This window comes from Paraburkholderia sediminicola, from assembly GCF_902859805.1.
In the GTDB taxonomy this organism is placed as follows: domain Bacteria; phylum Pseudomonadota; class Gammaproteobacteria; order Burkholderiales; family Burkholderiaceae; genus Paraburkholderia; species Paraburkholderia sediminicola.
Window position 1 is genome coordinate 73,265 of record NZ_CADIKC010000008.1, and the last position, 25,354, is coordinate 98,618.

General features: G+C 63.3%; 25 protein-coding genes and 1 pseudogene. 11 read left to right on the forward strand and 15 right to left on the reverse strand.

The window, feature by feature from the left end:
- Positions 1 to 79: 79 nt before the first annotated feature.
- From R8871_RS25565 to R8871_RS25580, 4 genes are all read right to left on the reverse strand, one after another.
- Complete coding sequence (locus R8871_RS25565) at positions 80 to 1,120, reverse strand: LacI family DNA-binding transcriptional regulator (protein WP_175052957.1); 1,041 nt, start codon at positions 1,118 to 1,120, stop codon at positions 80 to 82.
- A 443-nt stretch (positions 1,121 to 1,563) separates the two neighbouring features.
- On the reverse strand, positions 1,564 to 2,526 hold the full coding sequence (locus tag R8871_RS25570; protein WP_175052958.1) for a sugar ABC transporter substrate-binding protein: 963 nt from the start codon (positions 2,524 to 2,526) through the stop codon (positions 1,564 to 1,566).
- A gap of 346 nt (positions 2,527 to 2,872) precedes the next feature.
- Positions 2,873 to 3,850 (reverse strand): magnesium/cobalt transporter CorA, encoded by a 978-nt coding sequence (gene corA / locus R8871_RS25575; RefSeq protein ID WP_175052959.1) that lies wholly within the window; start codon positions 3,848 to 3,850, stop codon positions 2,873 to 2,875.
- 205 nt (positions 3,851 to 4,055) lie between these two features.
- Positions 4,056 to 4,496 carry a hypothetical protein gene (locus R8871_RS25580; protein WP_175052960.1) on the reverse strand — a complete coding sequence of 147 codons (441 nt, stop codon included), beginning with the start codon at positions 4,494 to 4,496 and terminating at the stop codon, positions 4,056 to 4,058.
- Positions 4,497 to 4,783: 287 nt separating this feature from the next.
- Here R8871_RS25580 and cydX point away from each other — a divergent pair, with 287 nt between their 5' ends.
- On the forward strand, positions 4,784 to 4,933 hold the full coding sequence (gene cydX, locus R8871_RS25585) for a cytochrome bd-I oxidase subunit CydX (protein ID WP_175052961.1): 150 nt from the start codon (positions 4,784 to 4,786) through the stop codon (positions 4,931 to 4,933).
- Positions 4,930 to 5,550: an AAA family ATPase gene (locus R8871_RS25590; RefSeq protein ID WP_175052962.1), complete on the forward strand. Its 621-nt coding sequence runs from the start codon at positions 4,930 to 4,932 to the stop codon at positions 5,548 to 5,550. Before cydX ends, R8871_RS25590 begins: the two co-directional genes overlap by 4 nt.
- Before the next feature lie 156 nt (positions 5,551 to 5,706).
- On the opposite strand, the gene R8871_RS25595 is transcribed toward R8871_RS25590, so the two are convergent.
- The 3 genes from R8871_RS25595 to R8871_RS25605 all read right to left on the reverse strand — a co-directional run bounded on the left by R8871_RS25595 (position 5,707) and on the right by R8871_RS25605 (position 8,540).
- On the reverse strand, positions 5,707 to 6,804 hold the full coding sequence (locus tag R8871_RS25595; RefSeq protein WP_175052963.1) for a saccharopine dehydrogenase family protein: 1,098 nt from the start codon (positions 6,802 to 6,804) through the stop codon (positions 5,707 to 5,709).
- Between the two features lie 242 nt (positions 6,805 to 7,046).
- A complete protein-coding gene (locus R8871_RS25600; RefSeq protein WP_054039581.1) occupies positions 7,047 to 7,505 on the reverse strand; it encodes an Lrp/AsnC family transcriptional regulator in 459 nt (152 codons plus the stop codon).
- Positions 7,506 to 7,655: 150 nt separating this feature from the next.
- Positions 7,656 to 8,540: a LysR substrate-binding domain-containing protein gene (locus R8871_RS25605; RefSeq protein ID WP_175052964.1), complete on the reverse strand. Its 885-nt coding sequence runs from the start codon at positions 8,538 to 8,540 to the stop codon at positions 7,656 to 7,658.
- Between the two features lie 187 nt (positions 8,541 to 8,727).
- Between R8871_RS25605 and R8871_RS25610 the strand changes: the two are divergent.
- A pseudogene (locus R8871_RS25610) lies at positions 8,728 to 9,244 on the forward strand (Spy/CpxP family protein refolding chaperone).
- Between the two features lie 197 nt (positions 9,245 to 9,441).
- Positions 9,442 to 9,879: a PGDYG domain-containing protein gene (locus R8871_RS25615; RefSeq protein WP_175052965.1), complete on the forward strand. Its 438-nt coding sequence runs from the start codon at positions 9,442 to 9,444 to the stop codon at positions 9,877 to 9,879.
- 136 nt (positions 9,880 to 10,015) lie between these two features.
- Here the strand turns inward: R8871_RS25615 and R8871_RS25620 are convergent, their stop codons facing one another.
- From R8871_RS25620 to R8871_RS25655, 8 genes are all read right to left on the reverse strand, one after another.
- The gene (locus R8871_RS25620; RefSeq protein ID WP_097392865.1) at positions 10,016 to 10,384 is read right to left on the reverse strand and encodes a DUF3022 domain-containing protein; all 369 of its coding nucleotides are present in this window, start codon (positions 10,382 to 10,384) and stop codon (positions 10,016 to 10,018) included.
- A 100-nt stretch (positions 10,385 to 10,484) separates the two neighbouring features.
- Entirely contained in the window at positions 10,485 to 11,294 is an 810-nt protein-coding gene (locus R8871_RS25625; protein WP_175052966.1) for a YhfC family intramembrane metalloprotease, read from the reverse strand.
- Between the two features lie 71 nt (positions 11,295 to 11,365).
- Positions 11,366 to 12,499 carry a LacI family DNA-binding transcriptional regulator gene (locus R8871_RS25630; protein ID WP_175052967.1) on the reverse strand — a complete coding sequence of 378 codons (1,134 nt, stop codon included), beginning with the start codon at positions 12,497 to 12,499 and terminating at the stop codon, positions 11,366 to 11,368.
- The gene (locus tag R8871_RS25635; protein WP_175052968.1) at positions 12,496 to 13,461 is read right to left on the reverse strand and encodes a 2-hydroxyacid dehydrogenase; all 966 of its coding nucleotides are present in this window, start codon (positions 13,459 to 13,461) and stop codon (positions 12,496 to 12,498) included. Before R8871_RS25635 ends, R8871_RS25630 begins: the two co-directional genes overlap by 4 nt.
- Positions 13,462 to 13,465: 4 nt before the next feature.
- Positions 13,466 to 14,761: an MFS transporter gene (locus R8871_RS25640; protein ID WP_175052969.1), complete on the reverse strand. Its 1,296-nt coding sequence runs from the start codon at positions 14,759 to 14,761 to the stop codon at positions 13,466 to 13,468.
- A gap of 244 nt (positions 14,762 to 15,005) precedes the next feature.
- Positions 15,006 to 15,989: a sugar kinase gene (locus R8871_RS25645; RefSeq protein ID WP_175052970.1), complete on the reverse strand. Its 984-nt coding sequence runs from the start codon at positions 15,987 to 15,989 to the stop codon at positions 15,006 to 15,008.
- 196 nt (positions 15,990 to 16,185) lie between these two features.
- A complete protein-coding gene (locus R8871_RS25650) occupies positions 16,186 to 16,959 on the reverse strand; it encodes a sugar phosphate isomerase/epimerase family protein (protein WP_175052971.1) in 774 nt (257 codons plus the stop codon).
- 149 nt (positions 16,960 to 17,108) lie between these two features.
- Positions 17,109 to 18,113 carry a LysR family transcriptional regulator gene (locus tag R8871_RS25655; RefSeq protein ID WP_175052972.1) on the reverse strand — a complete coding sequence of 335 codons (1,005 nt, stop codon included), beginning with the start codon at positions 18,111 to 18,113 and terminating at the stop codon, positions 17,109 to 17,111.
- A gap of 120 nt (positions 18,114 to 18,233) precedes the next feature.
- Here R8871_RS25655 and R8871_RS25660 point away from each other — a divergent pair, with 120 nt between their 5' ends.
- From R8871_RS25660 to R8871_RS25690, 7 genes are all read left to right on the forward strand, one after another.
- Positions 18,234 to 19,325, forward strand: coding sequence for a YeiH family protein (locus R8871_RS25660; RefSeq protein WP_175052973.1), 1,092 nt, complete (start codon positions 18,234 to 18,236; stop codon positions 19,323 to 19,325).
- Positions 19,326 to 19,470: 145 nt separating this feature from the next.
- Positions 19,471 to 20,208 carry a glutathione S-transferase gene (locus R8871_RS25665; protein WP_175052974.1) on the forward strand — a complete coding sequence of 246 codons (738 nt, stop codon included), beginning with the start codon at positions 19,471 to 19,473 and terminating at the stop codon, positions 20,206 to 20,208.
- A 112-nt stretch (positions 20,209 to 20,320) separates the two neighbouring features.
- Positions 20,321 to 22,054 carry a ClcB-like voltage-gated chloride channel protein gene (locus R8871_RS25670; RefSeq protein ID WP_175053222.1) on the forward strand — a complete coding sequence of 578 codons (1,734 nt, stop codon included), beginning with the start codon at positions 20,321 to 20,323 and terminating at the stop codon, positions 22,052 to 22,054.
- A 132-nt stretch (positions 22,055 to 22,186) separates the two neighbouring features.
- Positions 22,187 to 23,524, forward strand: a complete 1,338-nt coding sequence (locus tag R8871_RS25675; RefSeq protein WP_175052975.1) for a C45 family autoproteolytic acyltransferase/hydolase — start codon at positions 22,187 to 22,189, stop codon at positions 23,522 to 23,524.
- Between the two features lie 339 nt (positions 23,525 to 23,863).
- Positions 23,864 to 24,118: a hypothetical protein gene (locus tag R8871_RS25680; RefSeq protein WP_054039558.1), complete on the forward strand. Its 255-nt coding sequence runs from the start codon at positions 23,864 to 23,866 to the stop codon at positions 24,116 to 24,118.
- 22 nt (positions 24,119 to 24,140) lie between these two features.
- The gene (locus R8871_RS25685; protein WP_175052976.1) at positions 24,141 to 24,371 is read left to right on the forward strand and encodes a DUF2795 domain-containing protein; all 231 of its coding nucleotides are present in this window, start codon (positions 24,141 to 24,143) and stop codon (positions 24,369 to 24,371) included.
- Entirely contained in the window at positions 24,368 to 25,249 is an 882-nt protein-coding gene (locus R8871_RS25690; RefSeq protein ID WP_175052977.1) for an AraC family transcriptional regulator, read from the forward strand. Before R8871_RS25685 ends, R8871_RS25690 begins: the two co-directional genes overlap by 4 nt.
- Positions 25,250 to 25,354 lie beyond the last annotated feature (105 nt).

Below are 25,354 nucleotides of genomic sequence, written 5' to 3' on the forward strand. Positions count from 1 at the left end.
TTCCGCAGGCTGCGCAACGCAGCATGGAAGACTGGACGCGAACCCTTCCAGCTCACGTCCGGCGACACAATGATCGAAATCAGGCCGCCAGATCGCGCCTCGCCGCGCCGGCCCATGTCGCGGTCGATTCCCGCACGATCAGGCGCGGCGACACGACGCGCCGGCGACCCAGCGCGCGCGGACTGCCCGACGACGTCCCGGCAATGCGTTCAATCAGCGTCTGCGCGGCCATATCGCCGAGCGCGCGGACCGACTGCCCGACCGTCGAGAGCGCCGGATAGGTGAACCGTCCCAGTTCGATATCGTCGAAACCAATGATCGAGCAATCGCGCGGCACGCTGATATTGCGCTCCGCCGCGGCGCGCAGCGCGCCAATGCCCATCATGTCGTTGCCGGCAAAAATCGCCGACGGCTTCACGGTATCGAACAACTGCCCCGCCGCGCGATGACCGCCCATTCCCGAAAAATCGCTTTCGACAATCGCCCCTGACGGAATCTCGATACCGCGCTCCGTCATGGCGCGGATGAAGCCGTGTACCCGCATGGCGCTCACCGCCGTCTTGACAGGCCCGGTGATGCAGCCGATCCGCACGTGCCCCAGTTCGAGCAGATGACGCGTCGCAAGATAGCCGCCCTTCTCGTGGTCGATCTGCACCAGATCCGCGTTCACGCCCTCGATATTGCGATCCACGACGACCAGCGGTTCGCGGGCGTCGGCAAGCGTCTGCGCCAGCACCGCGTCGTCGCCCGCAGAGGCGACGATCAGTCCGTCGATGCGCTTTTCCTGCAGGACGCGCAGATAGTTACGCTGCTTGGCCGGATCGTCGTCGGAATTGCAGAAGAACAGGCAGTAACCGTTGCGCGAGCAACCATCCTCGATACCACGCGCCATCTCCGCGAAATACGGGTTCGTACTGTTCGGCACCACCAGACCGATCGTCGCCGTCGCCCGCGCCTTGAGCGAGCGAGCCACCGCCGACGGCACATAGTGAAGCTGACGGATCGCGTGTTCGACCTTCGCGCGCACGTCGGCCGACACCGGCCGTGAGTTGTTCACCACGTGCGATACCGTCGTGAACGACACGCCTGCCACGGCCGCTACATCCTTGATCGTCGCCATAACCTGTTGCTCTCCTGCCTGTTGTTCCCGCCGGCCACGCCATCTGGCGACCCACCGGACGTCTTCCTCGAAGACAGACCACACCCATGAACACTTGCTTTTATCCTGCTGGCCGGCGATCGCGCTGAACGCCTCGCACGCCAGAAAGGCGAACCCGGCAGCGAGAACAGCACGATCATCGCCAGTAGCTCACTGGCCGGCCCCAGGTAATTCGAAGAGCCGGGCCGCGTGCCGGCAGCCTTGTCGCTTACCTCTGGATTTAACGGCGGCGCAGGAGGTTTCTTGAGCGTTTATTGAATTGACGCGGATTCGCACGGCTTTTGTCATGCATTCAGCATGCAGCGGCGTGAGCGCGAACCCGCGTGATTCGGCGTTTTGCGGTGCTTCTCGTGATGCTTCCTGCGGTGCTTCTTGCAGTGCGTTCGGCACCTAAGGACCGCCGCTTACCGGGTCACGAGGTCGCACGGCGTTTCCACCACGCCGGACAACTGCGACTGCTTCTTGTGCTCGCTGATCGCTTTCAACGCGGTGTCGATACCGAACACGGCCTGCTTGGCGGCGTACTGGTCGGCGGTAGCGAGCACGCGACCGTCTTTGAGCATCGGCTTGATCGCGTTGATGTTGTCGTAGCCGACCACCAGCACCTTGCCCTGCTTGCCGGCCGCGCGTACGGCCGAGACCGCGCCGATCGCCATGTTGTCGTTGCCGGCGAGGAGCGCCTTCAGGTTCGGATACTCATTGAGCATGGCCGACGCCACCGCGTTGCCCTTGTCGATTTCCCATTCGCCCGACTGCACCGACACGATTTTCGCGCCGACGGCCTGCATGGCGTCCTTGAAGCCCGCAGTGCGTTGTTGCGCGTTGGTAGTGGTCGACACGCCTTCGATAATGCCGACTTCGTCGCCCGCCTTCAGCTTTTTGGCCAGATAGTCGCCGACCTTCTGCGCGCCCTTGCGGTTATCCGGACCAACGAACGGCACGTTCAGGTCCTTCGACTTGAGCACGTCCGGGTCGAGCCGGTTGTCGATATTCACGACGATGATGCCCGCGTCGACGGCTTTTTTGACGACCGGCACCAGCGCCTTCGAATCAGCCGGTGCCAGCACGATCGCGTCCACCTTCGAGACGATCATCTGTTCGACGATGCGAATCTGGTTCGCGGTATCGGTCTCGTCCTTGATGCCGTTGGTGATCAGGTCGAACTGCGAGGCATTGTGTTTCTGGTAATCCTTCGCGCCGGTTTCCATGGTCAGGAAGAACTCGTTGGCGAGCGACTTCATCACCAGCGCGACCTTCGGCTTATGGCCAGGCGTGGTTTGCGCGTAAGCGGAGGAAAACGGAAAAGCGGTGGTGGCGGTGACGAGAACAGCGGCCGCCAGCATGCGGCGGCGAATGCGATGGCTCATGCCTATCTCCAGGGTTTGTTGGGCTCGCGTTGAGCCGTATTTTTAGTAATGCGCAAACGTTTGCGAGGCCTATTCTCAGCGTGCCATTCCCGGAATGTCAACGATTCGCAGTGTTGCGGCGCATCGGTCCGCAGAAAATGCGCCGATGCGATGCGCTCGATGGCTTCGGCGCGTGCGGTGAACAGGCGCGCCGGCAAGCTGTGTTCTGGCAACGATTCCTCGCTCGGTCTGTGCGTGGCAGATTTACCGCCGGCTGCAAGCTTAGCCGCCGGCGGGCCGCCTATCCTGGACTTTTATTGCGCACGGTGCAAGCGGGGAACCAGGTGGGGGATGGGCTAGCGGCGTGTCAAAGCCAGCCGGATTTGCGAAAGCGCCAATACAGAATCAGATCCACCACCACCATCACGGCAAGACAGGCTGGATAGCCAAACTTGTAGTGCAATTCGGGGATAGTCTCGAAGTTCATCCCGTAGATGCCGGCGATCATGGTCGGCACCGCGAACAATGCGGCGAACGAGCCGAGCCGCTTGGTCACCTCGTTTTCGACAAGCGAGATCATCCCCAGATTGACCTGCACCGCGGTCACGACCAGTTCGCGCCGGCCATCGATGATCCTGACGATCCGATCGAGATGGTCGTAGACGTCGCGGAAATAGGCTTGCATGCCTCCGCAGACGCTCGGAATCCGGCCGCCCGTCAATTTGCCGACCGCCTCCTGAAGCGGCGCGATGTGATGCTGCAGGATCACGAGCCGGCGTTTCAGCGAATACAGATCCTCAATGATTGCCCGCGATGCCACCGAATTGTTGCGCTCGAAAATGCGGTCCTCGAGTGCTTCGATCTCGTTGTTCATCGTCTCGAGGATCGGAAAATAACGATCGACGATGTCGTCCATCAGCGCGTACAGCACGAACGCCGAGCCCTCCTTAAGCAATTCCGGCTCGCGCTCGCAACGGGCGCGAACGTTCTGGAATCCGGTGCGCGTGCCGCGGCGCACCGACAGGACATAGTTGTGCCCCACGAATACGTCGACCTCGCCGATCAGCAGTTCGCCCTTTTCGTCCATTTCCACGGTGTGGATGACGGCGAATAGCGACTCGCCGTACTCCTCGATTTTCGGACGCTGATGGCCGTTTTGCGCATCTTCGATCGCGAGTTCGTGCAGGCCGAACTCGTTCTGCATCACGGCCAGCTCTTCCGGTTCGGGGTCTTTCAGCGCGACCCAGACGAAGCACTCGGGCCTCGCCACGTAGTCGCTGATGCTGTCGATATCGATGTCAGCCAGTTTCCGGCCGTCCTGATAGGCGGCGCAATTGATCAGCATGTTGGATTACCTTGAAAACGGAACAGCCCGGCCGGCTTCGCACTGTGCGTGGGTCCCATACCGGGTCTGCATGAACGGATACACGATGCCCGCCATGTTACGGGCTCTGCGTGACTGTCATGTATCCAATTGTTAAAGCTTGCGTGCGGTGGCCACATTTCGACGCGACTCACCGCAGTCCAGCGCTGTCAGGACCGGCCCTGCGCTATTGCGCAACCCTGCGCAAAGCGATGCTGTGATCGTCGCCGAAGGTGACCGACGCGCGGTTCGTATAGCGTGTATCGGCCGTGACCGTGAAACGCATCTCCACGACCGGATCGAACTGCGTGGAGACGCCGATGCGATGCACGCCCGGGCTCAAATAGAAGACCACATGTTCGCCGTTCATCAGATCGGTAACCTGCTCGCCGTCGATATATACCAGCGCGTCGCGGAACCGGACGATAACGTCGCGGGAACGTTCGCGCCGTACGTCCACGGCAACCAGTCCGCCTCCCGGCTCTGTATAGCCGGGCTGAACGATGCGCGCCTGCGGCACCTCCTTGAACGGGACGGGCTCGGCAGGTGTCGAGGCACAACCGGCGAGTGTCGCGATAGCCAGCGCAAGCAGCACGGCTTTGCAGTGGAAGTGCGGGCGCATCGGCATGCTGGGTCTCCCGTGTTGCTGGTGGTGTCGTTGGTGGTGTTGCTTTTGTTATAGGCGCATTGTGCGATCCTGGCCGAACGGCCAACCGTCTTTGCGCCCTCTTGCACGCTGCTGCGTTCTTCTTCATGATCGCTGTAAAGTGCTGCGCTGTGGGCGCCGCGCGCTGCGGATTTACCCTCGGATCCGCTGCGTGCTACCTTTGTCTGCGCGCATATCTGCTTCTCTGTACCGGCTATGCGTATTGCCTCACCGGCTGCCTCGCCGGACATACGATCAAGGAGACCGCGATGTGGTATTTCACCTGGATTCTCGGCATCGGCGTGGCACTGGGCTTCGGCATCATCAATGTGATGTGGCTGGAGGCCAGCGGCAAATTTGCGCGTGACCCGCAGCACGCCGGCGCCCCTGCCGCCGTACCCGAGGACACGTCTTCGTGACCCACCTGGTTTTCTTCTGCGGTCACGCCGGCACCGGCAAAACCACCCTAGCGAAGAAGCTGATCGGCCCGCTGATGCAGGCCAGCGCGACGCCCTTCTGCCTGCTCGACAAAGATACGCTGTTCGGCGGCTACAGCGCGGCCGCCATGGCCATGCTGACCGGCGATCCGAACGACCGCGACAGCCCGCTTTTTCTGCAACACCTGCGCGATCCCGAGTATCGCGGCCTGCTCGATACCGCGCGCGACAATCTCGAACTCGGTGTCAGCGCGCTGGTGGTCGGGCCGCTTTCGCGCGAAGTGCGCGAGCGCCGTCTCTTCGATCGCGCCTGGCTCGGTATCGGCGCGGATGTGACGCTGCGGGTCGTATGGGTCTACACGTCGGAAGAGATGGCGCATCAGCGCATCGTCGCGCGCGGCAATCCGAACGATGCCTACAAACTCGCGCATTGGGACGAGTATCGGCAGCGCCGCTTCGTGCCGAGCGGCGATATTTGCAAAGACCTGTTGATGTTCGACAACACCGCGCCAACCCGCGCGGACTATGAAGCGCTGCTCGCACGCGTCGTAGGCGAACCGCCTGTGGCGCCTGCGATGCTGCCGCCGCTGCCTGTGTAAGACCGGCGTTTCAAACGAAAAACGCCCCGCATGGCGGGGCGTTCTTCAAGCGGCCTTCTGCGAGGCCTGCTTCGTTGCTCGCGGTAATCACTACCGCGTCGTCGCACGGCCCTCGGTATTGAGCCTCATCTGCAACCTCAACGCGACAGTCGCGGCTTACACCGTTGCCATTGCATCCAGCGACTGCCCTTCGTACAACTGGCCAAAGCGATTCGCGAGGAAGTCGCGCAGCGACACCTGCTCCTGACGCACGAAACCGCTTTGCGGCAGCTTCTGCTCACGGAACAGATCGAGCACCGCGCACATCGCGCCGGCCGTGGTGATCTGAATGGCGCTCATCGGCACGCCGCATACCGTCTTCGCAAAGATCTTGCGGGTGAATACTTCCTGCACCAGCTGACCGTCACGCATACCGCTCACGGTGATGAACACCAGCACGACGTCTTGCGCGGTCGCGGGCACCGAACGGCGCATGATCGTCTTCAGCGTATCGCGGTCGCTCGAAAGACGGAGGTCTTCCAGCAGGAACTGCATCAGGTTGCGGTGGCCCGGATAGCGCACCGACTTGTAGTCGAGCGATTCGACGCGGCCCGCCAGCGTTTCGCATAGCGTACCCAGTCCGCCGGACGTATTGAAGGCTTCGTATTCGGTACCGTCGAGCGAGAAGTGTTCGAGGCCTTCCAACGGCTGCACCCACTGCGTGCGGCTGTCGCGGATCGCTTCGCACGGCTGGCAGTACTCGTTGATCAGACCGTCGACGCTCCACGTCAGGTTGTATTTCAGCGCGTTGGTCGGGAACTCCGGCAGCGCGCCGACGCGCATTTTCACGTCGCGGATTTCGCTGAAGCGGTTCGCCAGTTCATGCGCGGCGATGCCGATGAAGCCCGGTGCGAGACCGCATTGCGGCATGAAGGCGTGATCGGCGTCGTCGGCGATTGCACGAATCGCGCTGGTGGCGCGCACGTCTTCGGTCAGATCGAAGTAGTGGACGCCCGCGCCCTTGGCGGCCGTGGCTACACTCACCGCGAGGTAATACGGCAGCGCGTTGATGAGCGCATCGAAGCCTTGGATGGCGGCGCGCAGCGCGGCGGCATCGGCTGAATCGACACGGCGGGTCGGAATGCCCTGGGCGGCGAGCTTATCGAGCGCGTGCTGATCGCGGTCGAATGCGACGACGTCGTAGTCGCCGGTTTCGCGCAACATATGGGCGATGGTGTGACCGATCAAACCTGCGCCAACGATGGCTACTTTCATGTCGCTTCTCCTGATTTTTATCTGCTGTCTCCAGCTTGGGAAGTGCGCTGCGCTAAGGCGCTGCGCCCGGCGGGCTGAACCCTTGAGACACAGTTTAGGGAGAAGCAAAAACAGTTCATACGCGCAAAGTGCTGCGCTATGACCATGAACTTCGACGTTTTGACGATGCAATCAGTCGATATGTCGAAAAGTTGTCAAAACGGCGTAAAAATCTGGCCGTGGAAGCACACCAGTCACACCAGTCACACCATGCCGCGGTCGATCTTGCGCGCAAGAATGATCGACGTGGTGGTTCGCTCCACCCCTTCAAGGCCGCCGATCTCGTCGAGCAGATCGTTGAGGCGGTCGGGAGAATCGGCACGCAGCCACGCGACATAGTCGAACTCGCCGCTCACCGCGCATAGCAGTTGCACCTCGGGCATCTTGCCGAGACGTTTCTGCACGGCCGGCCCGTACTTCGGCGCGATGATGATGCCGACGTACGCCTGAATGCTGGAGTCGAGCACGTCCTGGCCGAGCCGCACGCTATAGCCGCCAATCACGTTGCTGCGCTCGAGCCTGGCAATGCGGGCGATCACGGTGGTGCGCGCCACATCCAGCTGACGCGCGAGATTGGCGACGCTCTCACGGGCGTTGGCTTGCAGCAGCGCAACGAGGTTGCGGTCGAGATCGTCGAGTTGGTCGAGGCGCGGAGGTCTCATCGAAGGAGAAGGAAGTTGGTCGGTAGTGAAGGATTATCGCGCGTCCTGGGCATCGGGCGGCAGGCAGAGGACCCTGAACCATCGGCGACGCTACGATGAGCGGATAACAACGAACGCGAAACGGGAAACCAGGTCCGGCAAGCGTCAGGATCACGCCCCGAATCGCTCGATCACGAAATCAATGAAGCTGGTGAGCTTCGGCGTGGCGCGGCGATCGCGCGAGTAAAGCAGATGGACGGGCGCGCCCTCGGGCAGATAGTCCTCCAGCACCGACACCAGCTCGCCGCTGGCGATCTCCCTCGCAAGCAGCGCCTCCGGCTGCAACACCAGCCCGAAGCCGCGCAACGCAGCAACCTTGAGCGCCTGGCCGTTGTTCGCCCGGAACCGTCCGGCGCGCAGCTGGTTTTCGTCCGCGTCCTCGCCGCCCAGCCGCCACAACCCCTCGCGGCCCCAATGCAGAAAGCCAAGGCATTCGTGCTGCACAAGATCGGCCGGCGTGCGCGGTATGCCGGCACGCGCCAGATAGGCCGGCGAGGCGCATGCGCGCATCCGGTACGGCTTCAATGGCCGCGCGACGAAACTGGAATCAGGCAAACGGCCGATGCGCACCGACGCATCGAAGCCCTCTTCGACGAGGTCGATCACGCGATTCGACAGATCCAGTTCGAGGCTCACATCCGGCCAGGCGCTCAGGTAATCGGTCATCGCCGGGGCAAAGACTTCGACGCCGTAGGTCAGCGGCACCGTCACTTTCAGCACCCCGCGCGGCGCGGCCGCCATGGCTTCGGCGAGTGACTCCGCCGCCTTGACGTCGGCCAGAATGCGCCGACACTGCTCGTAATATTGCCGGCCGATTTCTGTCAGGCTCTGACGGCGTGTGGTGCGCGTCAGAAGCCGCGTCGCGAGCCGCGTTTCAAGGGAGCGGATGTGCTTGCCGACCATCGCCGACGAAATGTCAAAGCGTTCGGCGGCCGCCGTGAGACTGCCCGCCTCGACCACCGCAACGAAGATTTCCATGCTGACGAATTTGTCCACCCGCTATTTCCTGTTCGTTTCGGTTGTAAGCGTTTGTCGCACTGCAGCCGCATTGTAGGGATATCGTGATACTAATAGCGGCGACGGCGAAGTGGGCAGCCGGTCGCCTTGCGTCGCTATGCGAACGCGCGTTGGGCCGCTCGCCATGCTCGCCTTGTCATAATTCGAACAGACATCAGGAGTTTCGATGAAAAAAGCACTCGTAATGCTGGCCACCGCAGTCGCCATGAGCGGCGCATTCGCACAAACTTCCGCACCGGCCTCGGCACCGATGGGCGCCCCGGCTTCGGCACCGGCCGCCAAAGCAGGCCACGAGCGCAATGTCGAAGACCGTATCGCCTACCTGCACACGCAGTTGAAGATCACGTCGGCGCAGGAATCGCAATGGAACGCGTTCGCCGATGTCATGCGCAGCAATGGCGAGACGATGGGACAGTTGTTCCAGCAGCGCAAGGCCAACACGAATCTGTCGGCGATCGACGACATGAAGCAATACGCCACGATCGCGCAAGCGCATGCGGACGGCATGAAGAAACTGGTCGATGCATTCGATCCGCTGTACAGCAGCTTCTCGCCTGAGCAGAAGAAACTGGCCGACGTGACGTTCCATCAGGGCGGCCCTGAAGGCGGCCATCGTCACCAAGGCAAGGGCGGTGCCAAGAAGGCGCCGGCTGCTGCCGAGTGATGCGACGCTGAAGCCGTAAGAGATTAGTTACGCGGTTGAGGGCGCGCGGCGCGGGTTTCTGCGCTGCGCGCGCGGTTCTTTTCGTCGCCTTCGCCGCCTCCGCGGCCAATGGCAAAAGAAACCGATCTTCAAATGCATCTGGCATGATTGCGAGTATGCAGCGTCGGGACGCAAAGTCCCGGCCAGGCTGCCCATATTTCCACACCCACTCGCTTCATGACCGAACTCAAAAATCTCGATCTGAGTCAAGATGCCGACGCCCAACGCGTCGTCAAAAACGAAACCGTGCGCGTTGAATTCGCGGCTGCCGAAGGCGAACTGATGAGCCTGGAAGGCCCGAACCGCTATGCCCGCGGTGACGCGCTGATCACCGGCTCGACCGGCGACCGCTGGGTCGTCTCGCGTGAACGTTTCGATGCCAAATACCTGCCGGAAGACACCGCCCTCGCTCACGGCGAACCGGGCGCATACCGTAACCGTCCCGCCGTCGTGCTGGCCAAGCAGATGAATGAAGCGTTTTCATTGGCCCGCTCGGCGCGTGGCGGCGACGTGCTGCACGGCGCAGCCGGCGACTGGATCATGCAATACGCCCCCGGCGACTACGGCGTGGTGCAGGCTACCCGCTTCGCGAAGGTTTACCGGCTCGCGGATTGAGTCACAACCGGCTGAGTCACAGCCGGCTGGCCCACTGCCGGTGAGTCATGGCCGGCCGGTCGCGGCAAGCCCAGCGGCACTCGGAGCCGCCTTCAACCCAATGTCCCCATGGCCCGGAGATCTCGAGTCAATCGCTTCAGGCAAACTCGTCGCCGAGATCCACCGTCACGTCGCGCGGCACCGCCTCGCCGTTCGCGTACTGTTCTTCAAGCGAGCCGATACTCGCTTCGACATATGCCCGCAGCACCGCGAAACTCCGGCCTCGCAGCCGCGCCGGCAACGCACGATAACGCGCCAACGCCGTCGGCGCGATCACCACGGTCATCACGATACGGCGCGCGGTCGCACCGAAACGCATGGCAACCCAGTGAATCGCCAACGTCGGCGTGCCGTCTTCTCCCGCGCGCTGGATGAACTGCGTCTGCTCGGGAAACAGATCGCTGATGACGCGCGCCAATTCCTCGAACTCCGGATTCGCGCAGTCGTATTGGTAAGCTTCTTCCATGAAGTGTGCCGAAAGGATGAGCCTGAACGGCGTACCGCAAGGGTACGCCAAAAGTTACTGAATCACGGGTGGCTGGTGTAACAGGCGATTCACACGCGGCTCACGCGGCAAGCGCCGGGCGACGGAACGCTCTGAACAACAGGCCCGCGACGATCACCGCTCCCACCGCATATACACCGTCCACGGCAGCGAGCGGCACGAGCTGCGCCTGGAACAACGCAGCCGGCACGTCGACCAGCGCATGCAACACAATCGCGAGCGGCAGGATTCCACGCCAGCCCGCGCGCAGCCCACGCCACATCAACACTGACAGGCCGATCTGGAACACCAGCGCGGCCACCCGTTCGAGCGCGAAAATACCGGCCGTCTGCGGCGTCAGGCTGGCGAGGATCAGGTGGATGCGCATCACCGAATCGGTCGGCAGATTGCTCAGATAGCCATCCAGTTCGCCGCGGTTTTCGAAGATGGCGAACAGGATCCATTGAATCTGCACCAGCACGCCGACCAGCCACGCTTCAGCGCCGCCATGGCCGAGGCCATAGGTCAGCGCCGTGCCGTCGCCCGTGCTTGCAGCAGACGCGGACTTCGCCGCCGCCCGCTTGAGCAGCAGCCGCATGCCGATGAACCGCCCCACTTCCTCGCAGACACCCGCCGCCAGCGCGCCATACACCACGAAGGCCAGCGGATTGGACAGAAAGGTGGCGGTCGCTTCGTTCCGATGCAACACGTAGTCGTTCAGCGCGCGCTCGATCACCATCGCGAACAGCGCGAACACGGCGATGCCGGTGATCGCATCGCGGGGGTTCAGCGCGAGCGGCCGGCGCGTACGGCGGTAGATCAGGAACGGTAGAGCGGCGATGAACAGCGTCGCGACGGCGAGGCTCGAGAGGGTAAGCGGTGCAACAACCATGAGTTTCCTTGCGAAGACCGGCGTGCACCCGCTGCACGCCGCAGCCCGAATGATCGCAGATCAGCGCGAAGTCAGCGCAAAGTTGAGGCGCGGACGATCAATTCGCCTGGCAGGAGGCAGTCGCGCGCAGTGGTCTGAACCCCTTCGATGCGCTCATGGAGGAACTCGACCGCGCGATAGCCGATCTCGTAGGTCGGCTGGCGAATCGCGGTGATACCGGTCAATTCGGCCCATTCGGGATCGTCGATCGACAGCAGCGCGACACGCGCCTGCCAATCCGCGCCATAGCGCGCTTTCAGATGCAGCGCGAGACACAGTGCGACGGGCGCGTTGGCCGCGAACAAGGCGATGCGGCCGCCTTTGCCGCCGGTGCGAACTGTGACGCTGCTTGTCGCGTTACCTGTCGCGTTACCCGTCACGCTGGCCACGGCGTCGCCAGGGCCGTCGGCCGCGTCGATTGCGCGGTCCAATTCGGCAAGGGCGCGCTCGACGGCTACCGGCTCCGCAAGATTGAGCACCAGCGTATGCCCGCGTGCGTCGCTACTAGTCCCACCCGCGCCGCTCATCACCTCGCGAAACGCCGCCTCGCGCAGTTGCCGCGAACTGACTTGCTCGAAGGGTTGCACGACAAACCAGATATCGTCGAAACCGTTGTCGAGCAGATGCCGCGTGCCGAGCTCGGCAGCCGCCCGGTTGTCCAACCCGACCATGTCGGCGACGAGGCCATCCACCGAACGGTCGACCAGCACCGCCGGAATCCCGCCGCCGCCCACCGGCCGCAGGGTTTCCTCGCGCACGCCGAGTGCGTTCACGATCACGCCTTCCACGCGATACGTGGTCAGCAGTTGCAGATAGCGCCGCTCCATTTCGACTTCGTTGGCTGCGTGGCAGATCAGCGGCATCAGCCCGAGCGCATGGCAAGCGGCTTCCACGCCTTGCAGCACTTCGACGGAATACGGGTTCGTCAGATCGGCGAGCAGCATGCCGATCAGGCGATTGCGACCACGCTTGAGGCCGCGCGCCATCTGGTTCGGCTGATAGTTGAGACGCTCGATGGCCGCCTCGATGCGCGCACGCAATTCCGGTGACAGCACGCTCATCTCGCCGTTCAGGTAGCGCGAAATGCTGGTCTTGCCCGTGCCGGCTTCGCGCGCGACGTCGGTAATCGTCGCGCGGCGCGGGGCGGCAAGCGGCGTCGTGCTCATTTCTTCAACACTTCGCGGTTGACGATATTGGTCGCGAGCGTCCCGTCGAGCGCGGCGACGAGGTTTTCCGCCGCGTTAAGCGCCATCGCATGGCGGGTCTCGTGCGTCGCCGAACCGATGTGCGGCAGCGCGACCACGTTCGCCAATTTCAGCAGCGGCGAATCGGCCGGCAGCGGTTCGGTCTCGAACACGTCCAGACCCGCGCCGTGAATCGTGCCGTTCTGCAGCGCTTCGATCAGCGCCTTTTCATCGACCGTGGCGCCGCGCGATGCGTTGATCAGAATCGCGCTCTTCTTCATGGACTTGAATTCGGCCGCGCCGATCATGTGCTTCGTCTCAGGCGTGAGCGGCACTTGCAGGCAGACGAAGTCGGCGGTGGCGAGCAACTCCGCCAACTCGACGCGGCGCGCGCCGTAAGCCTGTTCCGCCTGCGCGTTCGCGCTGCGATTCGTGTAGAGCACCTTCATGTTGAAGCCCAGCGCCGCGCGCCGCGCAACCGCGCCGCCGATTCGCCCCAGTCCGACGATCCCAAGCGTCTTGCCCTGCACGTCGACACCGAAATGCGTGGGTCCGATGCTTTGCTTCCACTCGCCCGCCTTCACCCAGTCCGCGAGCTCGACCACGCGCCGCGCCGACGCGAGAATCAGCGAGAACACCGTATCCGCCGTGGATTCGGTCAGCACGTCCGGCGTGTGCGCGAGCACGATGCCGCGGCGCGTGAGGTCGGCAACATCGAACTGGTCGAAGCCCACCGAGATGGTCGACAACGCCTTCAGCCGGCTTGCGCCTTCGAGCATCGCCGGCGTGATTTTCACGCTCGAACCAATGCCGCCGTCCGCGTCCTTCAAGGCGGCGACGAACGTGTCATGCTGTGCCGGATCGACCTGCACGACTTCCGCATGCTGCTGCAGATACGCGAGCACGTCCTCGGGCAGCGACTTCCAGGCGACGATCTTCTTCATCAGCTTATTTTCCTTGCAACGGTGTAGCGAGCGTGGCGCCCTTGGTTTGCGGCTGCGCTTGTGTCTGCGGCTTGACGATCAACGTCAGGATCACCGCGGCGATCAGGGCCACGCTCATGAACGCATAGGATGCCGCAGGCGTTCCGGTCGCGCCGTTCAGATAGCCGACCACGTACGAACCGACGAACGAGCCGAGCGCGCCCATGCTATTGATCAGCGCCATGGCGCCGCCCGCGACGTTCTTCGGCAGCAGCTCCGGCACGATCGCGAAGAACGGCCCATACGGCGCATACATTGCGCCGCCGGCGATCACCAGCAACGCGTACGACAACCAGAAGTGCGTGGAGCCAAGCGCATACGACGCCGCGAACGCGATCGCGCCGACCAGCAGGAACGGCCACACGAACACTTTGCGGCGGTTGAGTTTATCCGATGCCCACGAAGCCGCAAGCATGGCGATCGTTGCGGCCAGATACGGCAGCGCCGAGAGCCAGCCGGTTTCGACCATGCCGAGCGTCGAACCGTTCTTCAGGATCGACGGCAGCCACAGCACGAAACCATACACGCCGATGCTCCAGCAGAAATATTGCGCGCACAGCTTGATCACGGCGGGCGTACGGAACGCTTCGCTGTAATTGCGCATCGGTTTGATTGCAGCCTGTTCGGCGCGCAAGGTTTCGGCGAGGTCGTCCTTCTGTTGCTGCGTGAGCCACGACACCTGCTGCGGCTTGTCCTGCACGATGAACCACCAGCACACGGCCCAGAGAATCGCGGGTGCGCCTTCGGCGATGAACATGTGACGCCAGCCGAACGAATGCACCAGATAGCCGGAGACCACCGACATCCACAGCACCGTCACCGGATTGCCGAGAATCAGGAAGGTGTTGGCCCGCGAACGCTCGCTCTTCGTGAACCAGTTGCTGATGAAAATCAGCATTGCCGGCATCACTGCGGCCTCGACCACGCCGAGCACGAAGCGGATCACGATCAGCGAGGGAATATTGCTGACCATGCCGGTCAGCGCCGCGCAACCGCCCCACAGAATCAGGCTCCAGAACACGAGCTTTTTCACGCTGCGGCGTTCCGCGTAAATCGCGCCGGGAATCTGGAAGAAGAAATAACCGAGGAAGAACAACGCGCCGATCAGCGACGACAAGCCCTTACTGATGCCGAGATCCTGGTTGATGCCGGCGGCCGATGCGAAACCGAAGTTCGCGCGATCGAGATAAGCGAGGCTGTACGTGATGAATACGATCGGCATGATCGTCCACCAACGGCGAATCGCAAGCGATGAGGTCATGGAAGTCTCCTTTGTCGACCGGAGTTAGTGCAAAGCTCTTACTCCGGTCCCATGCAGTTGCGGTCGACCAGAGTTGGCGCTTTGACGCTTACTCCGATCCCATGCAAGAAAGTTGCTAACGGCTTCCCGAAGCAATGATGGATGGTCATGGGGCGCTGTTCGGGCGCTCTTGCTGTTATCGAGCCAGCGAATACCGAATGTGATTGAGTGCGCCGAATGCGGCTCGGCGCCGGCTCATCCACACTCAAGCCGCGGTGGCGATGTGCGGCACATCGGCGCGTTCGAGCGCGTCGAGTTCGGCACGGCTCGGCAGGCCTTCCGAATCGCCGATCACCTGAATCGCCAGGGCGCCGATGCGGTTGCCGCGCGCGACCGCTTGCGGCAGTGTCTTGCCTTCGAGCAACGCGCTGACCACGCCGACGGCGAAACCATCTCCCGCACCCACCGTGTCCACTACCTTCGCGACCGGCTGACCGGCGATCACGGCGGCATCGTCGGCGGTGCGGAAGTACGCGCCTTCTGCGCCGAGCTTGATGATCACGCCACGCGCGCCTCGATCCAGATAAAACTTTGCGATGTCGTCTGGCTGCGTGTAACCCGTCAGAATCTCGCCTTCGCCGATGCCGGGCAGCACCCAGTCAGCCAGTGCGGCGAGCGCATTCAAGCCTTCGACCATCGCGGCGCGCGAGGGCCACAGCGTCGGGCGCAGATTCGGGTCGAACGAGATCGTCTTGCCTGCGGCACGCATTTCACGCGCCAGATGGAATGCGAGTTCGCACGAGCTGGCTGAGATGGCCGGCGCCACGCCCGTCAGATGCAAGTGGCGCGCGGGCAGCACGTAATCGGCCACGTAGTCAGCCAGCGACAGATGGCTCGCCGCCGACCCTTTGCGGAAGTACTCGATGGCCGGGTCGCTGCCGTCGTCATTCTTCGACTTCAGCTGGAAACCGGTCGGGTAGCGCTCGTCGGTCGTCACGCAGCGCTGGTCGATGCCTTCTTTTGTCAGCGTGTCGCGCACGTACTGGCCGAACGAATCGTTGCCGACGCGGCTCATCCAGCCCACCTTGAACCCCAATCGCGACAGACCGATCGCCACATTCAGATCGGCGCCCGCGACGCGCTTGGTGAATTGCCCGACACCTGCAAGTGCCCCGGTTTCGGCGGCCACGAACATGGCCATCGCTTCGCCGTAGGTGATGACATCGAGTGCTGTGTTTGTGTTGCTCATGCTTCGCTCCTGCGTGTTCCCGCGTGTTCCTGTTTGCTGCCTGTTCGTGTTTGCTGCCCGCTAGTTGCGTGCGCGATGCGTGCTCCGCTTTGCTTGCGCTTCCCTGCATGCTTCAGCCTGTAGCGCGTGCACTTCTCCACACGCGCTTCTTGCCGGGCATTTTTTGGGTGCCGCTCTCTCAGGTCCTACGCGCCGCTTACGCGGCGGCCAGCCATGCGACGTAGTGCGCCGCGTCCGCATCGATACGGTTCGCATCGAACGGAAATTCAATGCCGCGTGGCACGTGGCGCGGCAGCTTGTCGAGCACCGCCGCGAACTGCGTGTCGCCGGCAGCCGGCGCGGCGGGAAAACGTCGCGCGCCCTCGCCCACCGTCGTTTTGCAGTGGATGTATTCGACATAGGCAGCCAGCGGCCCGGCGGCATCGAGCGGCGCGACATCGCGCCAGGCCCAGTTGCCGATATCGAAGGTCATGCCGAGCAGACCAGCGTGGCCCTCACGCTCCAGCGCCTCGAACAGTCCGGTGAATTGCCCAAGCGAACCGCCTTCAGCCAGTTGACCGTTTTCGACGACGAGCCGCACGTCCGCGCAGCGCATGTAATCAGCAATCACGGCGGCCTTAGCTTCGGCGCCGAACCCGCCGAGTTGCAGCTTGACGAAGCGCGCGCCCAGCGCGATCGCTTCTTCGATCGAGACACGCAGTGCGTCGGCATCGAGCCCGCCATCCGGCATGTACAGCGACGCGGGTGTCGAGTAGACCGACCACAGCCCGAGGGCCGCAATTTCCTTGCCGAGCGCGCGTAACGCTTGCGGCGCAGCGTCGGTCTCGTCGGCGAAGAGTTCGCGACGCACTTCGAAGCCCGTGGCGCCGGCTCGTTTGCTCGCATCGGCCCACTTCAGATGGCCGTGCGTGCGAACCGCGTCCATCCCGAATGCGCTTGCGACGATCACCACATCCACTGCGTCAGTCATGTCGAATCTACTTGAATCTGTCTCACGGCCGGCATTTGGAACCGGTTCCAAACACACTTCGAAAAAAAGCGCCGAGGCGCTTGCGATGCCCGAATAGTGCGCCGGGCGAGGTGTTATGCACCATAGTGGAAATCCCCAGGAAAGCTCGATCAGGGTCCATCCGCAAGGCACAGCGCGAGGAACTGTTCGACCACGCGCGACGGCGCGCTCGCATGCGGCACCAGAATCGACAGTCGCCGCGTCAGCGGCTCGGGACTCAACGAGAACAGACACAGCGCGCCATCCTCATGCCGCATCGACATCGCCGAGACGAAACCGATGCCCATGCCCGCCCGCACGGCCTCCTTGACGCCTTCGACCCCGGCAATCTCCAGCGCCACGCGCATCGGCACGCCCGCCCGGGCAAAGGCCCGCTCGACGATCTGCCGCACGCCCGAGCCGGCTTCGCGCAGCACCAGCGAATGTGGACCGAACGCCGCCAGCTCCGCCCGCCCGCCGTTGATATCCGCAACGGCTCTTACCGCGCGTGCCGCTCCACCTTCTAGCGCTCCTGACACGCCGCCCCCGTTCTCCTCATCTGCTTCGGCAGCCCTCTGCCCGCCACCCGTCTGCGCCAGCGCCACCGCCAGCGGATGCGTGCGCGGCATGATCGCGACGATCTCGTCCTCGCGCCACGCGTGCACCGCGGTATCCGGCGGCAGATCCGAGCCGACCGGACCTTCGATCATCGCGATATCCACCGAGCCTAGCGCGCCGACGATCTCCGTGGTGTTGCCATCGGCGGTATGCAGCGTCACGTCGGGATAGTGGCGATGAAAATCGGCGATCAGGTACGGCAGCAGATAACTCGCCGGCGTGGTGCTTGCGCCAATGCGCAAGGTGCCTTGCTCGAGCCCGCGCAGCGCGTCGCGATACGCATGCGCCTGCCGCCACGTATCGCGCAGCCGGGTCGCATAGCTGGCAAGTTGCTCGCCGGCGGGCGTCAGGCGCACGCCGCGCCCGTCGCGCAGATAGAGCGGCTCGCCGAATTCGTCCTGCAACTGGCGCAATTGTCCGGATACGGCCGGCTGCGACAGATGCAGCGCCACAGCCGCCCGGCTAATGTTGCGATGCTCGGCGACAGCGGCAAACGTTATAAGTTGATCCGGGGTCATGGCAGGCTAAGTATCCGTTGAACTGATACTTCACATTCTAAATCACGATTTTTCATATCGATATATCTAATTTAGGATTTGACCTATCAAATCAAGACAGTCATAGAAAGGCACTACGCCATGTCCACCGCTCATCTCACTGCTTCCGCCGCACCCGCCGGGTCATCCACCCGCGGCCAACTCAACGGCATTCTGTTCGTTGCACTGTTCGCCGCGGCCGTGACCCGCATCGCTTCGATCCCGGCCATCGCCGGCCTCGGCCTGAGCCCGCTGATCGTCGGTATCGTGGCCGGCGCCATTTACGGCAACGCGCTGCGTGACGGCATGCCCGAAAGCTGGGCGGCCGGCGTCAACTTCTCGGCGCGCAAACTTCTGCGCATCGCCGTGGCGTTTTTTGGACTGCGTGTCAGCCTGCAGGAAATCGCCCAGGTCGGCTTGCCCGGTCTCGCTGAATCAGTGCTGATCGTCGTGAGCACGCTGGTGATCGGCACGTGGGCCGGGATGAAAATCATGAAGCTCGACCGCGACACAGCCCTGCTGACGGCTGCGGGCAGCGCTATCTGCGGCGCGGCTGCGGTGCTCGCGTTCGAGTCGACGCTGCAATCCAAGCCGCATAAGAGCGCGATGGCGGTAGGCAGTGTGGTGCTGTTCGGCACCCTCTCGATGTTCCTTTACCCGGTGCTGTTCAAGGCGGGCTGGCTGCATCTCGACACGGTTGGCGCGGGCCTGTTCTTCGGCGGCACGATTCACGAAGTGGCGCAGGTGGTTGGCGCGGCCAGTAACGTGAGCCCGGAAGCGACCCACATCGCGACCATCGTCAAGATGACCCGTGTGATGCTGCTGGTGCCGGTGCTGCTGGTCGTCGGCATGTGGGTGAACCGCTCGGCGCGCAGCGCCGCCGCCAACGCAACGGCCGAAGACGGCAAGCAACACGCCCCGCGCAAGCTGGCGATTCCCTGGTTCGCGCTCGGCTTCCTCGCCTTCGTCGTGATCAACTCGCTGCACGTTCTGCCGGAAAGCACGACCAGCACGCTGAACATGCTCGACACCTTCGCGCTCACCATGGCCATGACCGCGCTCGGTATCGAAACCCGCATTGCGCAGATCCGTCAGGCCGGCCCCCGCGCATTGACCACCGGCTTCATCCTGTATGTGTGGCTGATTGCCGGCGGACTGGGTATCACGTGGACCGTCCAGCACCTGTTCGGCTAAGCCGCCTTCGCCTCCCCGCCAACCCCGCCGCGTGCGGGGTTTTGTGCGTTCAGGAGAACCATCCGTCACTCATGCGCGGCATACTGGTTGCTGACGTTGTCCGTTCACGCAAACCCGTTCATGCAACTGGAATGAGGACTGATCGATGAGCCTGGAACTTTACTATTGGGACGGCCTGCAGGGTCGCGGCGAATTCGTGCGGCTGGCTCTGGAAGAAGCCGGCGCGGACTACGTGGAAGTGGCGCGCGGCGAACCGTCCGAGGGCCTCGGCACGAATGCGATGATGTCGATCATGAAGAGCCGCGACGAACCCTATCCGCCGTTCGCCCCGCCGTTTCTGAAGGACGGAGATCTGGTGATCGCGCAGACCGCCAACATCCTGTTCTACCTCGGCCCGAAGCTCAATCTCGCGCCATCGGCCGAAAGCCTGCGCTATGTCGCCAACGGACTGCAACTGACGATCGCCGACATGGTGACCGAAGCGCACGACACGCATCATCCGCTCGCCAGCGCCTTGTATTACGAAGACCAGAAAGACGCCGCCAGGGTGCGCGCGCACGACTTCATCGACCACCGCATTCCGAAGTTCATGAAGTACTTCGAGCGCGTGCTGAAGCAGAACCCGGCCGGCGACACGTTCATGGTGGGCGACGCGCTCACGTACGTCGACCTGTCGATGTTCCAGCTGATCGACGGTCTGCTCTACGCGTTTCCGCGCGCGCTCAAGCGGTTCGGCGAACACTATCCGCGCCTCGCGGCCTTGCATGACGCGGTGATCGAGCGGCCGAACATCGCCGCCTATCTCCAGTCCGACCGGCGCATTGCGCATAACGAAGCCTGCATCTTCCGGCACTACCCGGAACTCGACGAGGCGGCGACTTGATCCACGCCGCACTCCTTCGCGCCCCTTGCGCATCGCACCCGCTTCCGCCAGCGGGCGCGATGCTGTTACCGTACGCGCATTCCATCCACCCATCACGCCCTCTCCTGCCGACGTGCTTTCATTCCTGCTGAAGCTGCGCACCCGCGCCCAAACCCTGTTCCGTCTCTCCGACGCCCATACGATGCTAGTCTGGTCGGTGGTGGTCGGCGTCGCGGGCGCGTTCGCGACGATTGCCTTTCGCGAAGGCATCGCGTTGCTGCAACTGGCGGCAGTCGGCAAGTCCGGCAGTTTTGTCGAAATGGCGCGCAGCTTGCCGTGGACGGTGCGCGTGTGGCTGCCCGCCGCGGGCGGCCTGATCGCCGGCTTCTTTCTGCTGGTCGCGCAGCGTCACGTCGACAAGTGCAATCACATCGACTACATGGAAGCGGTCGCGATCGGCGACGGCGTGGTACCCGTCAAGCTGAGCTTCTGGCGCAGCGTGTCGTCGCTGTTCACGATCTCGAGCGGCGGCTCGATCGGCCGCGAAGGTCCGATGGTGCAACTGGCGGCGCTGGCCGCGTCGCTGATCGGCCGCTGGGTGCATTTCGATCCGCCGCGTCTGCGCCTGCTGGTCGCCTGTGGCGCGGCAGCCGGGATTACCTCCGCGTACAGTGCGCCGATTGCCGGCGCGTTTTTCGTCACCGAGATCGTGCTCGGCTCGATCGTGATGGAGAGCTTCGGTCCTGTGGTGGTCTCTGCCGTGGTCGCCAACATCACGATGCGCGAGTTCACCAGCTACAAGCCGCCTTACGAAATGCCGGTGTTTCCGCCGGTGGCGGGCGCCGAAGTCCTGTTGTTCGTTGCGCTCGGGCTGCTGTGCGGCGCGGCCGCGCCGCAATTTCTGCGGCTGATGGACTTCTCGAAAGCAAACTTTCGCAAGCTGCCGGTGCCGTTGCCCATCCGGCTGGCGTTGGGTGGTCTGATCGTCGGGATTCTGTCGGTCTGGACGCCCGAGGTGTGGGGCAACGGCTACAGCGTCGTCAATTCCATTCTGCATTCGCCGTGGACGTGGAGCGCGCTCGTCCTCGTACTGGTGTTCAAGATCGTAGCGACGTCGGCGACTGTCGGTTCAGGCGCGATCGGCGGGGTATTCACACCGACGCTCTTCGTCGGCGCGGTGGTCGGCTCGCTGTTCGGTCTGGGCATGCACGCGTTGTGGCCGCACGGCACGTCGGCGCCGTTCGCCTATGCGATGGTCGGCATGGGCGCGTTTCTCGCCGGCGCCACGCAGGCGCCGTTGATGGCGATCCTGATGATCTTCGAAATGACGCTCAGCTATCAGGTGGTGCTGCCGCTGATGCTGTCATGCGTGGTCGCGTATTTCGTGTCGCGCGCGATCGGCAAGACCTCGATGTACGAAATCACGCTGCGCCGCAATCAGGAGGAACAGGAACGCACCCGTCTGCGCGCGACGCAGATGCGCGAGCTGATCCGCCCCGCCGAAACCGTCGTGCCGCCGAACGCGACCGTGCAGGACATGACGCGCGTGTTCCTCGAATATCCGGTGAAGTATCTGTACGTTGCCAACGAGTCCGGCGCGTTTCTCGGTGTGGTCGCGCTCAAGGACATCACCTCCGATCTGCTCGACAAGCGCGACACCTCCGCAAAAACCGCCGCGGATTATCTGCAGCCGCATTTCGACGTGCTCACGCCGGATATGCCGCTCGGCGTTGCGTTGCAGCACTTCATGGCGTTCCAGGGGGAGCGGTTGCCGGTGGTCGAAAGCACCGCAGATCCGAAGCTCGCGGGGGTGGTGTACAAGACTTCGCTGCTCGATGCGTACTTCCGCATGAATCCGACGCGCTGAGGCCTGACGCACCCTCATCGTGCAAAGCGCGGCAGATTCTCTACAATGAGGAAACCGCTGCCGCGCTTGCGAGCAGCGCGCGTTACGCCAAGACGGGCGCGCTGAGACGCCCGCCCTTCGATCGGAGCGAAGATGAGCGAACCGTCCCTCGATGCCGTGCGCCGTGATCAGGCCGGCTGGATTTTTCTGCATATCGAAGGCGAGCCGTACGATCGCGGCGAGCAGCACGGCCAGTTGCTCGCCACTGAAATCCGAAACGCGATCCACACCGCCCGCTACCTCGCGAAATGGGATACCGGCGAAGACTTCGATGCCTTCGTCGACGCCGCCGTGTCCCAGTTCGCCAACAAACTCGACACTGAATTCGCCGACGAAATCCAGGGCATCGCGGATGGCGCGAAACTGCCGTTCGCCGAAGTGCTGGCCTGGAACGGCTACATGGATCTGCTGCAAAGCTGGTGGCCGAGCCACGCGGCGGCCCAGAAACCGCAGCTCGGCATGAAACCGTGGCGCGGACGCCGCGGCCATCACTGCAGCGCGTTCATCGCCACCGGCAACGCCACCCGCGACGGCCGTATCGTGATGGCGCACAACTCATGGGACCGCTACGCCGCGGGCGACGCGTTCAACGTCGTGTTCGACATCGTGCCCGATCGCGGCAACCGCATCCTGATGCAGGGCTTGCCAGGCTGCATCTCCAGCCTCACCGATTTCTGGGTCACCGAGGCCGGCCTGATGGTGACCGAAACCACCATCTCCAACTTTGTCGGCTACAACGCAGCGGGTGCGCCGGAGTTCTATCGCTCGCGGCGCGCGTCTCAGTACGCCAACAACATCGGCGAATGGTGCGAGATGTTCGCGGTCGCCAATAACGGCGGCTATGCGAACAGCTGGCTGCTCGGCGACACCAAGACCGGCGAGATCGCGCGCTACGAACTGGGGCTGCACTATTCCGGTTTCGAGAGTACGAAAGACGGCTTCTATAGCGGTTACAACACCGCGACCGATCTGAAGATCCGCAACCAGGAATGCATCGGCGAAGGCGAAGACTATACGGACGTGCGCAAGAACGGCGCGCGCCGCTTGCGCTTCATGCAGCTCGAAGAAATGCATCACGGCAAGATCGACGTCGAACTCGCGAAAGAGATGATCGCCGACCATCACGACGTCTATCTCGACCGCAACGACAACCCCTGCTCGCGCACCATCTGCGGGCATCTGGAACTGGACGACGCGCGCTTCGGCGGTTCCGATCAAGGGCCGTTCAATCCGTGGGGCGCCAACGACGGCAAGGTGGTCGACAGCGAGATGGCGCGCAACATGGCGTTCGCCGCGCGCTGGGGCCACCCGTGCGGCCGGCCGTTCGACGCCCAGGCGTTCATGAAGCGCCACCCGCAATGGAACTGGCTCAACGGCTATATGCGCGACAGGCCGTCGTGGCCGTGGACACAGTTCGACGTGCTGCGCTAGATGATTGCTCCTGGCGCTCGCTGAACCGTTGTTGGCCCACGCTGTTACCAGGCCGATTGAGGTTCGCGCGCGGACCCGGACATCGGCCGCTACCGCACCGCAGCATAAACGCAGCACGACCGTTCGCGACTTCGCTGCCTTTTTCCTGCCATGATGTGAAATCTACAATTAGGTTTTGTCTCTTTTGCGCGCGCGTCGCAGCCGTTTGCCATCTAAGATGGTAGATGCACGCCGCCCGCCTGTATCAACGCCGCGTGTAGATTGCGCCGTCCTTACGACGCGGGGACGGCACAACACTTGCTCAACTGCCAGCGCCGCATGAGCTTAGGAGGTCGGGCGATGAAAACCTCGACACTGTTGACCATGGTGACGCTGTCAGCCTCGTGTTTTGCCGCGCCGGTTCATACCGCGCCTGACAGCACAGCCGCCAATAGCCTTGCCGAACGCGCCAACGCCGCACCGGTCGCTCCCGCGGCGCCGGACGTCGCTGCCACCGACGACAATCGTCCGCAACAATGGCAACACATTGCGCTGCCCAAGTCGCGGCATCTGGAGCGAAGCTTCACAGGCCAGAACGAGCATCTGCAGACCTGAAAACAGCACCCTTGGAGCGCGCATGACCGCATCGGCTATTCCCGGCGAATCGATTGATCTGCAGATCGCCGACGTTCTGCGCGAAGTCAGTTTCCCGACCTACAAGGACGCGCTAGTCGACGCCGCGCGCGAAGCCGGCGCGAGCAACGAAGTCGTGTCGATGCTCGACGGTTTGCCGGAGCAGGACTATGCCGACGTGGAGTCGGTCACGCGCCTCGTCGGCGGCAACTACGGGCCGGGTCTGGGGGCATGAGCGGAAAGCAGGTCTTGACGCTGAGTTCGCTTTCATCCGATCCGAAGCCCGCTGCCGACTGGATCCATCGCTCGCCGCATTCGGGCGGCACGAGCGGCGTCGAGCGGATCGAAGCCTTCTTCCAGCATGCCGGCTATGCGATGCACCGGCACGATACCTATGCAATCGGCCGCACGCTCGGCGGCGTGCAGAGCTTCCGCTATCGCGGCAGCACGCGTAACAGCTTGCCGGGCGGCACGATGGTGCTACATCCCGACGAGCCGCACGACGGCCAGGCCGGCACTCGTGACGGCTTTCACTACCGGATGATCTATGTCGACCCGGCGCTGTTCCAGCAAGCGCTCGGCGGCAAGCCGCTGCCGTTCATTGAAGGCGGAATCTCGAACGATCCGCGTCTGTTTGCGGCGACCGAGAGCCTGCTGCGCACGATGGATTGCGCGATCGATTCGCTTGAACAGGACGACGCGCTCTACGAGCTGGCTGTCGCGCTCGACGCCGTGGCAGGCGGTGCGGCGACGCGCCGTCCGGTGGATTACGTCGCGGCCGAACGGGCGCGCGAGTACATGCTCGGTTCGCTCGGTTCGCTCGATAGCGCGGTGACGCTTGACGAGCTGGCGGCAGCCGCCAGCCGCGACCGCTGGAGCTTGTCGCGGGATTTTCGTGCGCTGTTCGGCACGAGTCCGCATCGCTATCTGACCATGCGCCGGCTCGATCTCGTGCGTCGACTCGCGATTCAGGGCGTGTCGCTCGCCGACGCGTCGGCAGCGGCCGGCTTTACCGATCAGAGCCATATGACGCGGCACTTCAAGCGCGCGTGGGGCGTGGCGCCTGCGCATTGGCTCAAGATGCTGGGGCCCTCGACGCACGGCGCGCGCTAAACGGCAGCTCAACGGATATCCCACTGCCCTGCGCCCAGCGGCCGCGCGCACAAACGTACAAGACCCGAAAGCGCCTCGCGCCCTACGCTCCTGCCTGACACCTAC